The following is a 12,540-nucleotide window of genomic DNA, read 5'->3' as shown; positions in this document are numbered from 1 at the left end:
ACTCTGTCTATTATCAGTTGCACCCGCGGATCCTAGAATTGCAGCTGCTGTTTTCATTGCTGAAAGGAAGGGAAATCATGCTGCGCACCGAACGCCTCATCTTGCGGCCCTGGCACACCGATGACGCGCCGAGCCTGTTTGAGTATGCATGCGACGAACGGATCGGCCCCGCCGCGGGCTGGCCTGCTCATACAAGCGTCGAACATAGCCGGGAGATCATCCAGACGGTTTTTTCGCGGCCACTGGCCTATGCCTTGACAAAGAAGGAAGACAACACCGCCATAGGCCTGGTGGCGTTGCTCATGGGGAAGGACAGCAATTTCGACATTGCCGACGACGAAGCCGAAATCGCGTATTGGATCGGCGTACCGTTCTGGGGCCAGGGGTTGATTCCTGAAGCCGTCAGGGCACTGATGCGCCACGCGTTTGAAACGTTGAACTTCAACGCGCTATGGTGCGGCTATTTCGCCGACAACGAAAAATCGCGCAAAGCCCAGGAAAAGTGCGGCTTCAAGCACCATCACACCGAGGAGAACAAGTTCAATCAGTTCATGAACGACTACCGGACGGAGCATGTCAGCCGCATCGGCAAGGAAGAATGGCAGACCCTGACGGCTTCGGAATCGCATTGACTTGAGACGGGGCGCTGTCTATGATCCAAAATATAGTACGTATACGTATTTATTTTGCATCCCGACCTGGCCCTGGACATGACGATCCGACAATTGCGCAACTACATCGACGGCCGCTTTGAAGACGGCGCGTCCACCTTCGACAAGCACAGCCCGGTGGACGGGCGCCTGATCGCCCAGGTCCACGAAGCCAGCCGCGATCAGGTCGACCGCGCGGTGGCGGCGGCGCACCGCGCCCTGCCCGCCTGGGCGGGACTGCCGGTAGCCGAGCGCACCGACCATCTGCTGGCGCTGGCCGACGGCATCGCGCGACGCTTCGACGATTTCCTGCAGGCCGAGATCGGCGACACCGGCAAGCCGGTGGGCTGGGCCGGCAAGATCGACATTCCGCGCGGCGCGGCCAATTTCCGCGCCTTCGCGGAACTGGCTCGCACGCTGGACATGGAAAGCTACATGACGGACACGCCGGATGGCCGCCAGGCGCTGAACTACGCCTACCGCAAGCCGCTGGGCGTGGTGGGCGTGATTTCACCCTGGAACCTGCCGCTGCTGTTGCTGACCTGGAAGGTGGCTCCGGCGCTGGCGTTCGGCAATACGGTGATCATGAAGCCGTCCGAAGTCACGCCTTCCACGGCCACGCTGCTGGCCGAGGTCGCGCATGAAGCCGGGCTGCCGGCCGGCGTGCTGAATCTGGCGCATGGTTTCGGCCCGGACTCGGCGGGCGAATTCATGACCACGCATCCGGATATCGACGGCATTACCTTCACCGGCGAATCCGCCACGGGCGCAGCCATCATGCGGGCCGTGGCGCCGGGCGTAAAGCCGGTGTCCTTCGAGCTGGGCGGCAAGAACGCGGCGCTGGTGTTCGCCGATGCGGATTTCGACGCCGCGGTGGACGGCGTGACGCAATCGGTGTTCGCCAATTGCGGCCAGGTCTGCCTGTGCACCGAGCGCGTCTACGTAGAACGCCCGATCTACGAGCGCTTCGTCGCCGCGCTGGCGGCGCGCGCCGACGCCTTGCGCATCGGCTGGCCGATGGATCCGGCCACCGAGATGGGACCGCTGGTGTCGCGCGAGCATCGCGACAAGGTGCTGTCGTACTTCGCCCTGGCGCGCGAGGAAGGCGCGACGGTGGTGGCCGGCGGCGGCGTGCCGGTATTCGGCGACGCGCGCGATGAAGGCGCCTACGTGCAGCCCACGATCTGGACCGGCCTGCCCGAGACCGCCCGCTGCATCAAGGAGGAAGTCTTCGGCCCGGTCTGCCACGTGGCGCCCTTCGACACAGAAGAAGAAGCCATCCGCCTGGCCAACGACACGCGCTACGGCCTGGCCGCGGCCGTCTGGACGCAGAATCTCACGCGCGGCCACCGCGTGGCGCAGGCCATGAAGGTTGGCCTGGCCTGGGTCAACTGCTGGTTCCTGCGCGACCTGCGCACGCCGTTCGGCGGCAGCGGCCTCTCGGGCATCGGCCGCGAAGGCGGCCGCCATTCGCTGCATTTCTATACCGAACCGACCAATGTCTGCATTAAGCTCTGACCCACCCCACGCAAAGGAAGATGCGATGAACCCACCCCAGCCCGGCGTCAGCGCCACCGTCGTCGCAGGTAAGGCCACGCCGCGCGGCAAGTATCCGCACATCAAGCGCGCCGGCGATTTCCTGTATGTCTCCGGCACCAGCTCGCGCCTGCCCGACAACCGCATCGCGGGCGCCGAGGTCGATGCGATGGGCACCGCCACGCTGGACATCCGGGCGCAGACGCGCGCCGTCATCGAAAACATCCGCGACATCCTGGCAACGGCCGATGCGACGCTGGCCGACGTGGTCGAGATCAGCACCTTCCTCGTCAACATGAACGATTTCGGCGGCTACAACCAGGTGTATGGCGAGTACTTCGACTCCGACGGCCCGGCCCGCACCACCGTCGCCGTGCATCAGCTGCCGCATCCGCAGCTGCTGATCGAGATCAAGGCGGTGGCCTACAAGCCGCAGGCGCGCTAGCGGCGCATGTCGGACTTCCGCATTACGCCCAACGCGCTCAGCCGCAAGCTGAAGCTGCACCAGTTGCAGGTGTTCGAGCGCGTGCTGGCGTGCCGTTCACTGTCGCGCGCCGCCAGCGAATTGCATCTGACCCAGCCCACCGTCACCAAGGCCATCCACGAACTGGAGACCTTCTTCGGCGCGTCCTTGTTCGACCGCTCCAACCGCGGCGTGACGCCGACGGAGCTGGCCGTGGTGCTGGGCCGCCGGGTCCAGGCCATGATGGCCGAGATCCGCTACATGGCCGACGACATCGATGCGGTGCTGGGCGGGGCCAGCGGCCATGTGGTGGTGGGCACGCTCATCGCCGCGTCGGCCAAGCTGTTGCCCGAGGCGATTGCGCGCCTGATGACTGCGCACCCCGGCATCCAGGTCAGCGTGCGCGAAGGGCCGACCTCCCAGCTGCTGCCAGCGCTGGCCACGGGCGATCTGGACATCGTGGTTGGCCGCTTGCCCGGCGCCGACATGGCATCGATCTCCGGCGTGGCGGTGGACCACCACAAGCTGTACCGGGAAGAGCTGTGCCTGGTGGCGCGCGCCGCCCATCCCCTGGCCGGCGCGCCGCCCGCGCCGCTGGCCGCGCTGACCGATCACATCTGGATCCTGCCCGCCTCCAGCTCGCCGCTGCGCGCCTCGATCGAGCGCAGCTTCCTGGACGCCGGCCTGCGCCTGCCGGCCAGGCATGTCGAATCGCTATCGCTCCTGACCAACATCGGCGTGCTCATGCACAGCGACGCGCTGGCGCTGCTGCCTTATGACGCGGCGGCGCCGTTCCTTGCGACGGGCATGCTGGCCCGCCTGCCCACCAACGCCTTCGGCGCATTCGGCGACGTGGGTTACTCGGTGCGTGCGGACCGCCCGCTGACGCCGGCCTGCCAGCGCCTGGTGGACCATCTGAAGCAGATCGCGGCGCAGCGCGCTGAAACCGTCGGCTGACAGGTGGATAAGGGTTATCCCGCCATAGACAAGCCGCATACCCAGCGGCGTAATTTCTATTGTGCAGGCCCGCAAGGTCCCGCCTAGACTGCGGGCTATGGGGCAGCCCCGGTCCGCCCCCAGACTTCCGGAGATCCGCATGCCTGCCTATGGCCCGCCGTTGAATTTCCAGCGCTGGATAGACGACCACGCGCATCTGCTCAAGCCGCCGGTCGGCAACCAGCAGATCTGGCAGGACGCCGACTTCATCGTCACCGTGGTCGGCGGCCCGAACCACCGCACCGACTACCACGACGACCCGCTGGAAGAGTTCTTCTACCAGCTGCGCGGCAACGCCTGGCTGTCGCTGTGGGTGGACGGCAAGCCCGAACGCGTGGACCTGAAGGAAGGCGACATCTTCCTGCTGCCGCCGCACGTGCGGCATTCGCCGCAACGTCCGGAGACCGACAGCGCCTGCCTGGTCATCGAACGCCAGCGCCCGGAAGGCCTGCTGGACGGCTTCGAGTGGTATTGCCCGCAATGCCGCAGCCTGGTGCACCGCGTGGAGGTGCAGCTCAAGAGCATCGTGACCGACCTGCCACCGCTGTTCCAGGCCTTTTATTCCAGCACCGAGAAACGCACCTGTCCCGGTTGCGGCGAGATCCATCCGGGCAAGGGGCATGCGCCGTCCACGCAGGCGGCTCCGGCCTAGAGGCCATTTCAGCCAGCCCGATCTCGTGGCACGCCGCCGCACGCCCGACCGACTTTTTTCTATCGCACATGACCCAGAAAATCGATATGCACGCGCACTTCTTCCCGCCGATCACCCGGCAGGAAGCGGCGGCGCTGGACCCCGTCAACGCGCCCTGGCTGCGTCTGGACGGCGGCGGCTCGACCGGCCAGATCATGGCGGGCGAGCGCCCGTTCCGCCCGGTGGACGCCACCTTGTGGGACCCGGCCCTGCGCCTGCAGCAGATGGACCGCAACGGCGTGGACCTGCAGATCCTGTGCGCGACGCCCATCATGTTCGGCTATTCCTATCCCGCCCAGGCAGCGGCCGACTGGGCCGCCCGCATGAACGACCTGGCGCTGGAGCATTGCGCCCATGCGCCGGCGCGCCTGAAGGCGCTGGCGCAAGTGCCGCTGCAGGATCTGGAGCTGGCCTGCAAGGAAGCGTCGCGCGCCCGCGCCGCCGGCCACCTGGGCGTGCAGATCGGCAACCACGTCGGCCCGCGCGACCTGGACGACGAGACCCTGGTGCAGTTCCTGATCCACTGCGCCAACAACCACATCCCGGTGCTGGTGCATCCCTGGGACATGATGACCGACGGCCGCATGAAGAAATGGATGCTGCCGTGGCTGGTCGCCATGCCCGCCGAAACCCAGCTGGGCATCCTGTCGCTGATCCTGTCCGGCGCGTTCGAACGCATCCCGCGCAGCCTGAAGCTCTGTTTCGCGCACGGCGGCGGCAGCTTCGCCTTCCTGCTGGGCCGCGTGGACAATGCCTGGCGCCATCGCGACATCATCCGCCAGGACTGTCCGCAGCTGCCCTCTTCCTACACCGACCGCTTCTACACCGACAGCGCGGTGTTCGACCCGCGTGCGCTGCGCCTGCTGATCGACGTGATGGGCGAAGACCGGGTGCTGCTGGGTTCCGACTATCCCTATCCGCTGGGCGAGCAGGAAGTGGGCAAGCTGGTGACGCACGCCGGCCTGCCGCCGGAAGTGCAGCAGAAGATTCTGAGCCGCAACACGATGGAATTCTTCGGTCTGGTCCCCTGACGCTTCTTGCGTAGCGGGACGGCTGCGATCAGGCCTGGGCCTCCGCCGGCGTGAACGGCGGCGGAGCAAGCCCCAACCTGGCGCTCCATTCGGCCATTTCAGCCTTCAAGGCCGGCGGCACCGGAATCCCCGCGGCCTGGCGCTGCGCCTGCGAGGCCAGTTCCGGATCGCCCGGCATGCGTGGCGATCCGGGCTGTCCCGCCAGTTCGGCCGCCATGCCCGCCGCCACGGCGGCCAACGCCGCGCCGCCCGCAAACCGGCCGGGATCGATGACGATGAAGAACGCCCCGAGTTCGCGCGGACGATCCAGCTGCTCGTACATGGGACCGAGGTGCGGTCCATGGGGATTGCCGTTGAGCGGCCCGCACAAGAGTTCGACCATCATCGCCAGACCGTAGCCCTTGTGGCCGTAGTCACCGCCCAGCGGCGACAAGGCGCGGACACGCTCCGCGTCGGTCACGTTCCGCCCCTCGGCATCCAGCGCCACGCCAGCGGGCAGTTCGGCGCCGTCGCGACGCGCGTTCATGACCCGGTTCCACGGGATTGAAGTCGTCGCCATGTCCAGGCACAGGGGCTCGCCATCCTGCCTGGGGAAAGCGAAGGAAATGGGATTGGTGCCGAAATACGGTTGCCGGCCGCCGAACGGCGCGGCAATGGCGTCGGAATGCGTGTAGGCCATGCCGATCAGCCCTTGCCGGGCGGCTGCGCGCGTGTACAGGCCGATGGCCCCGCAATGCGACGAATCGCTGACGCCGACCGCGCCCACGCCCGCCTCGCGCGCCAGCGCCATGGCCGTCTGGCTGGCGCGGTGCGCCACCACGATGCCGTGGCCCCTGCCGCCATGCACCTGCGCGGTGGCCGGCCCGCTCTGTTCGATACGGATTTGCGGCCGCGCCAGGATCGAGCCATGGACGACGCGGTTCAGATAGTGCGGCAGCCGCGCAATGCCATGGGAATCAATGCCCCACAAACTGGTCTGCGCCAGGCTGGATGCCAGGCAGCGGGCATCGTCTTCGTTGAAATCCAGACGCCTCAAGCACGCCTCGCCCCATTGCTGCCACTGCGCCGCGTCCACGCATTCCCGCCTTGCCATGCTGTGCTCCTTGTGGATGCCGGCGGCGCGCCGCCAGCGGTCAAGCGGCCGGCACGGGCTGCGCGGAGTCTTGCTGGGCCGCGTCCCGCTCCAGCGCCTCCAGCGCGCCCAGCACGCCGAGCGTCCGCAGACGTTCCAGCTGCAGGGCCAACGCCTCGACAAAGACGGGCTTGCTGCCCAGGTCGCCGAAAACAGGCCGGAATCCCGCCATCACCGTGGCGCGCCGATGCGCTGCCTGGGAGGGAGCCGAAGCCGTTGCGGCGACCTCGGCGCGCGCCAGCAATTTGGCAAGCGCGCCTGCCAGCGGATCCTGGATGGCATAGGCGTTGCCCTGCTCGTCGTATCCGCGCAAGTAATGCAGCCAGGCGGCCACGGACATCGCCAGCCGGTTGAAATCGTCGCCCCGCTGTTTGCGGTCGCGGATGGCGGCGAGCAGGCGCTGCGGCACCTTCTGCGAACCATCCATCGCGACCTGCCGGGTGAGGTGCGGCAGCGCGGGATTGGACACGCGCGCCAGGAAGCGCTGGCGATATTCATCCAACCCCGACTCCGGAACGCCGCGCAGCGTGGGCGCGAGTTCCAGCCGCATCATGTCGTCGACGTAGCGGCGCAACACCGGCGTGGCGGCGGCCTCGCTATTGGTGCGCAGGCCCAGCATCGAACCCAGGTACGCGAATGCGGAATGCGGCGCGTTGACCATGCGCAGCTTGAGGCGCTCGTAGGGCGCGGCGTTGCGTACGAAGCTCGCGCCGGCCGCGTCCCAGGCGGGCCGGCCGGCGGCGAACTTGTCCTCGATGACCCAGTTCAGGAAGGGTTCTCCCACCACCGGCCAGGCGTCCTCGAATCCCAGGCGCTGCGCCACGCGCGCGCGGTCTTCGTCCTGCGTGCCCGGCACGATGCGGTCCACCATGGAGTTCGGAAAGGTGCAGTGGTTGTCGATCCATGCGGTCAGGCCCACGTCGACCCGCAATGCGAACGCCAGCACCAGGCTGCGCAGCGTGTCGCCGTTGGCGTGCAGGTTGTCGCAAGACAGCAGCGTGACGGGAGGCAGGCTACGTTCGCGCCGCAGCGCCAGGCCGTACACCAGCATGCCGATGGTGCTGCGCGGCCTGACCGGATGCGCGAGGTCGTGCACGATGTCCGGGTCGTCCCAACACAAGTGGCCGGTGGACGGTTCGTGGCTGTAGCCCTTCTCGGTGACGGTCAGGCTGACGATGCGGGTCTGGGCGGAGGCAATGCGCTCCAGCACCGCCTGGGGATCTTCCTCGGCCACCACCACCCGCAGCACCGACCCGATCACCCGCAGCTGTTCCCGCAACTGCCCGTCCGCGTCGGCGTCGCGCAGCGCCAGGGTGTACAGGCCGTCCTGCGGCGTCAGCGCGTCGCGCGTGGCCGGGCTGCGCAGCGAAACGCCCACGATGCCCCAACTCAGGTCCCCGCTGGCGGCCATGGCCAGGTCCGTCACCGCCGCCTGATGGGCGCGGTGGAAAGCGCCTATGCCCAGATGCACGATGCCGGGCGTGACCCGGCTGCGGTCATAGGCGGGAGATTCCACATCCTCGGGCAGATGCGCCAGGGACTCCGAGTTCAAGCGTTCGAGCATGGATTACCAGTGCCATAGTGCGCCGTCATGCGCCTGCCGGTTGACCGGCAGGTAGGCGCGTTGGTAGGGATATCTGGCGGCGAGCTTTTCGTCGATGTCGACACCATGGCCCGGCGCGTCGCCAGGGTATAGCATGCCTTGGTTGAAGCTGTAAGCATGGGGAAACACCGCGTCCGTTTCGTCCGTGTGCCGCATGTACTCCTGGATGCCGAAATTCGGCACCCACAGGTCGAAGTGCAGCGCCGCGCCCATGCAGGCCGGCGACAGGTCGGTGGCGCCATGGCAGCCGGTCCGCACCTGATAGAGCGCGGCCAGATCGGCGATGCGGCGCAGATGCGTGATGCCGCCCGCATGCACCACCGTGGCGCGGATGTAGTCGATCAGCTGGTTCTCGATCAGGTCCTTGCAATCCCAGATGGTGTTGAAGACTTCGCCCACCGCGATCGGCGTGACCGTGTGCTGGCGGATCAGGCGGAAGGCTTCCTGGTTTTCCGCGGGCGTTGCGTCCTCCATCCAGAACAGGCGGTAAGGCTCCAGCGACTTGCCCAGGCGGCCGGCCTCGATGGGCGTGAGCCGGTGATGCACATCATGCAGCAGGTGGGTATCCCAGCCCACCGCATCGCGCACCCGCTGGAACAGGCGCGGCGCGTGGTCCAGGTATTTTTCCGTGGACCAGTCATGTTCTGACGGCAGCGAGCCGTCGGCGGGTTCGTAGAACATGCGGCCGCGCCCCACCCCGTAGACCGAGTTCAGGCCCGGCACCCCGCTTTGCGCGCGGATGGCCAGGTAGCCCATTTCGCGGTAGCGCAGCACCTCGTCCACGGTTTCGTCGATGTCGCGGCCATTGGCGTGGCCGTAGACCATGACACCCGAGCGGCTCTTGCCGCCCAGCAGCTGGTACAGCGGCATGTTGGCGGCCTTGGCCTTGATGTCCCACAAGGCCGTGTCCACGGCAGCGATGGCGGACATGGTGACCGGACCGCGCCGCCAATATGCGCCGCGGTACAGGTACTGCCAGATATCCTCGATCTGCTGCGGATCGCGGCCGATCAGGCAGGGAATCACGTGCTCGGTCAGGTAGGCCGCCACGGCCAGTTCGCGGCCGTTGAGCGTGGCATCGCCGATGCCGTACAGGCCTTCATCGGTTTCGATCTTCAAGGTGACGAAGTTGCGGCCGGGGCTGCAAACGATGACACGCGCTTGGGTAATCTTCATGGATGGTACCGTGGAATGCTGGAAACTCCCGGACGGCGCCGGGCGCCTACATCACCGCGCCCAGTTGCCAGGGCACGAACTCGTTCTGGCCGTAGCCATGTTCCTCGCTGCGCGTGCGCCGGCCCGAGGCCGTTTCCAGCATCAGACGGAATATGCGCTCACCCATCCCGGCCACGCTTTGCGCGCCGTCAACCACTTCGCCGCAATTGATGTCGATATCGTCGGACTGCCGCTGCCACAGCGCCGTGTTGGTCGACAGCTTCAAGGACGGCGCGGGCGCACAGCCATAGGCCGAGCCGCGGCCGGTGGTGAAACAGATCAGGTTGGCCCCGCCCGCAACCTGGCCGGTGGCGGACACCGGGTCGTAGCCCGGCGTATCCATGAACACCAGCCCGCGCGCGCGCACGGTTTCGGCGTATTCATACACGTCGGCCAGGCGGGTCGTGCCGCTCTTGGCGATGGCGCCCAGGGACTTTTCCAGGATGGTGGTCAGCCCGCCGGCCTTGTTGCCGGCCGAGGGGTTGTTGTCCATTTCCGCGTCGTTGCGGGCGCAGTACTCCTCCCACCAGCGCAGCCTGGCGAGCAGCTTGGCCGCGACTTCGGGCGTGGCGGCGCGCCGGGTCAGCAGGTGCTCGCCGCCGTAGATCTCCGGCGTCTCCGACAGGATGGCGCTGCCGCCATGGCGTACCAGCAGGTCCACCGCGGCGCCCAGCGCCGGGTTGGCGCTGATGCCCGAATAGCCGTCGGACCCGCCGCATTGCAGGCCCACGGTCAGCAGGCTTGCAGGCACGGGCTGGCGCTGGACGCGGTCGGCCTGCGCCAGCATGGCGCGCACCAGTTCGATGCCATGCTCCACGGTCTTGCGCGTGCCGCCGGTCTCCTGGATGTTGAAGGTATGCAGCAAGCCGCTCTCGCGCAGTCCTTCCTGCTCCATCAGGCCGCCGATCTGGTTGGTTTCGCAACCCAGGCCCAGCACCAGCAGGCCCGCGAAATTGGGATGCCTGGCGTAGCCGCCCAGCGTGCGGCGCAAAAGGCGCAGGGGCTCGCCCTCGCTGCCCGTGGCGCAGCCGGCGCCATGCGTCAGCGCCACCACCCCGTCCACGTTGGGATAGGCGGCCAGCGCTTCCGGATGGATGTCGCGGCGGAAATGGTCGGCAATGGCGCGCGCGGCGGTAGCCGAACAGTTCACGCTGGTGAGGATGCCGATGTAGTTGCGCGTGGCAACGCGACCGTCGGCGCGCACGATGCCGTCGAACTGCGCGGGCGCGTCGACGTAGTCGGTGGCGCGCGCGTCGGCGCCCACGGCGTAATCGCGCTCGAAGTCGGAGAACTCCAGGTTATGCGTATGGACATGCGCGCCAGGCGCGATGTCGCAGCGCGCCACGCCGATGATCTGGTTGTAGCGCCGCACCGGCTCGCCTGCGGCGATGGCGCAGGTCGCCACCTTGTGCCCTGGCGGCACCAGGCCGCGCACGACGACGTCTTCGCCGGCCAGGCGCGTGCCGCCGGCCAGCTGGCGCCTGGCGATCACCACATTGTCCGCCGGGTGGATGCGTATGACCGCGGTATCGGTTTCAGACATGAATGCCTCCTGGCGTTCTCGCGCCGCTAACCGTCGATCAGCGCAGGGTCCCAGGCGTGGACGCGCTGCCGCTGCTCGCCCAGGCCGGCAATGCCCAGTCGCATCTCGTCGCCGGCCTTCAAGTACGCGGGCGTCGGTTTCTGGCCCATGCCCACGCCCGGCGGCGTGCCGGTGCTGATCAAGTCGCCCGGGTACAGGGTCATGAAGCGGCTGACGTAGGACACCAGCTGCGCCACGCCGAACACCATGGTGCGCGTGCTGCCGTTCTGATAGCGTTTGCCATTGACGTCCAGCCACATGTCCAGCGCCTGCGGGTCGGCGATCTCGTCGGCGGTGACCAGCCACGGGCCGACCGGGCCGAAGGTGTCGCAGCCCTTGCCCTTGTCCCAGGTGCCGCCGCGCTCGATCTGGTATTCACGTTCAGACACGTCGTTCACCACGCAATAGCCGGCCACGTGGTTCATGGCGTCGGCCTCGCTGACGTAGCGGGCCCGCTCGCCGATCACCACGCCCAGTTCCACTTCCCAGTCGGTCTTGACGGACTCTTGCGGCAGCACCACCGGATCGTTGCAGCCGACCACGGCCGAGGTCGGTTTCATGAACACCACGGGCTCGGCCGGCACTGGCAGGCCCGACTCCGCTGCGTGGTCGGCGTAGTTCAGGCCGATGCAGATGAACTTGCCCATGCCGCTCCAGGGCGGCGCCAGGCGGCCCGGGCGATCCACCAGCGGCAGGCTGGCCGGGTCCAGCGCGCGCAGCGGCGCAAGGCCCGCGCGCGTGAGCGTGGCGGCGCCTATGTCCGGCAGGACCGCCGACAGGTCCCGCACCTGCCCGCGGGCGTCCAGCATTCCGGGCTTCTCCGCGCCCTTCGCACCATAGCGCAACAGTTTCATCGCATGTTCCTCATGTGTAGTGAATGTTCAGTTGGACCAGCCGCCGTCGATGACCTGGGCCGTGCCGGTGGTGAAGGCGGACTCGTCGCTGGCAAGGTACACCGCCAGCAGGGCGATTTCCTCCGCGCTGCCGATGCGGCCCATGGGTTGGCGGGCGACGAAAGCGGCCTCCACCGCGGCCAGCGTCTGCCCGCCGGCGCTGGCCTGCGCCTCGATGCGCTGGCGCAGCGAAGGCGATTCCACCGTGCCCGGGCAGATGGCGTTGCAGCGTATGCCCTGCCCGACGTAATCCGCCGCCACGGACTTGGTCAGCCCGATCACCGCCGCCTTGGTGGCGCCATAGACGCAGCGGTTGGGCGCACCCTTGATGCTGGACGCCACCGAGGCCATGTTGACGATGGAGCCGCCGCCGCGCGCCAGCATGCCGGGCAGGCAGGCGCGGATCATGCGGTACATGGATTTCACGTTCAGTTCGAACGAGAAGTCCCAGGCTTTTTCGTCGCAGTCCAGGATGGTCCCGGCATGCACGAAACCGGCGCCGTTGAACAGCACGTCCACCGGTCCGGCCTCGGCGGCCAGCGCGCCGATGGCGGCGGCGTCGGTCACGTCCAGCGTGCCGCGCCGGCATCCCGCCAGCGTCTCCAGCGCGCCGCCGTTGATGTCCAGCGCCAGCACGTCGGCGCCTTCGCGGACGTAGGCCTCGGCCACGGCGCGGCCGATGCCTTGCCCTGCGGCGGTGACGATGGCGGTCTTGCCTTGCAGCCTTCCAGTCATGACGTCTTCCTTT

12 protein-coding genes are annotated in these 12,540 nt (G+C 67.6%); 6 read left to right on the top strand and 6 right to left on the bottom strand.

The genetic code is table 11. The annotated features are described in order from the left end of the window. Window positions 1-77: 77 nt before the first annotated feature. The 6 genes from N5C88_RS01960 (at window position 78) to N5C88_RS01935 (ending at window position 5,367) form a co-directional block, all read left to right on the top strand. Entirely contained in the window at window positions 78-632 is a 555-nt protein-coding gene (locus tag N5C88_RS01960) for a GNAT family N-acetyltransferase (RefSeq protein WP_280014554.1), read from the top strand. A gap of 78 nt (window positions 633-710) precedes the next feature. Further along, the gene (locus tag N5C88_RS01955; RefSeq protein ID WP_280014553.1) at window positions 711-2,168 is read left to right on the top strand and encodes a 2-hydroxymuconic semialdehyde dehydrogenase; all 1,458 of its coding nucleotides are present in this window, start codon (window positions 711-713) and stop codon (window positions 2,166-2,168) included. Between the two features lie 25 nt (window positions 2,169-2,193). Continuing rightward, window positions 2,194-2,631 carry a RidA family protein gene (locus N5C88_RS01950; RefSeq protein WP_059371383.1) on the top strand — a complete coding sequence of 146 codons (438 nt, stop codon included), beginning with the start codon at window positions 2,194-2,196 and terminating at the stop codon, window positions 2,629-2,631. Window positions 2,632-2,637: 6 nt separating this feature from the next. Further along, complete coding sequence (locus tag N5C88_RS01945; protein WP_059371382.1) at window positions 2,638-3,606, top strand: LysR substrate-binding domain-containing protein; 969 nt, start codon at window positions 2,638-2,640, stop codon at window positions 3,604-3,606. A gap of 139 nt (window positions 3,607-3,745) precedes the next feature. Further along, a complete protein-coding gene (locus N5C88_RS01940) occupies window positions 3,746-4,297 on the top strand; it encodes a 3-hydroxyanthranilate 3,4-dioxygenase (protein WP_280014552.1) in 552 nt (183 codons plus the stop codon). 68 nt (window positions 4,298-4,365) lie between these two features. Beyond that, the gene (locus N5C88_RS01935; protein ID WP_059371380.1) at window positions 4,366-5,367 is read left to right on the top strand and encodes an amidohydrolase family protein; all 1,002 of its coding nucleotides are present in this window, start codon (window positions 4,366-4,368) and stop codon (window positions 5,365-5,367) included. Window positions 5,368-5,395: 28 nt separating this feature from the next. Here N5C88_RS01935 and N5C88_RS01930 read toward each other — a convergent pair whose 3' ends face one another. From N5C88_RS01930 to N5C88_RS01905, 6 genes are read right to left on the bottom strand one after another with little or no spacing between them, the layout of a single operon-like run. After that, window positions 5,396-6,460 (bottom strand): Ldh family oxidoreductase, encoded by a 1,065-nt coding sequence (locus tag N5C88_RS01930; protein ID WP_280014550.1) that lies wholly within the window; start codon window positions 6,458-6,460, stop codon window positions 5,396-5,398. Window positions 6,461-6,500: 40 nt separating this feature from the next. Then, window positions 6,501-8,063 (bottom strand): mannitol dehydrogenase family protein, encoded by a 1,563-nt coding sequence (locus tag N5C88_RS01925; protein WP_280014549.1) that lies wholly within the window; start codon window positions 8,061-8,063, stop codon window positions 6,501-6,503. 3 nt (window positions 8,064-8,066) lie between these two features. Continuing rightward, window positions 8,067-9,278, bottom strand: a complete 1,212-nt coding sequence (gene manD, locus N5C88_RS01920; protein ID WP_059371377.1) for a D-mannonate dehydratase ManD — start codon at window positions 9,276-9,278, stop codon at window positions 8,067-8,069. 46 nt (window positions 9,279-9,324) lie between these two features. After that, window positions 9,325-10,860: an altronate dehydratase family protein gene (locus tag N5C88_RS01915; protein WP_118931348.1), complete on the bottom strand. Its 1,536-nt coding sequence runs from the start codon at window positions 10,858-10,860 to the stop codon at window positions 9,325-9,327. Window positions 10,861-10,886: 26 nt separating this feature from the next. Continuing rightward, window positions 10,887-11,753 (bottom strand): fumarylacetoacetate hydrolase family protein, encoded by an 867-nt coding sequence (locus N5C88_RS01910; protein ID WP_280014548.1) that lies wholly within the window; start codon window positions 11,751-11,753, stop codon window positions 10,887-10,889. Window positions 11,754-11,780: 27 nt separating this feature from the next. Further along, window positions 11,781-12,527, bottom strand: a complete 747-nt coding sequence (locus N5C88_RS01905) for an SDR family oxidoreductase (protein WP_280014547.1) — start codon at window positions 12,525-12,527, stop codon at window positions 11,781-11,783. Window positions 12,528-12,540 lie beyond the last annotated feature (13 nt).

Source organism: Achromobacter sp. GD03932 (assembly GCF_029839485.1).
GTDB classification, from domain to species: Bacteria; Pseudomonadota; Gammaproteobacteria; order Burkholderiales; family Burkholderiaceae_B; genus Achromobacter; species Achromobacter bronchisepticus_A.
The sequence above is the reverse complement of the archived record's forward strand: the minus strand, read 5'-3'. Positions and strand labels throughout refer to the sequence as shown.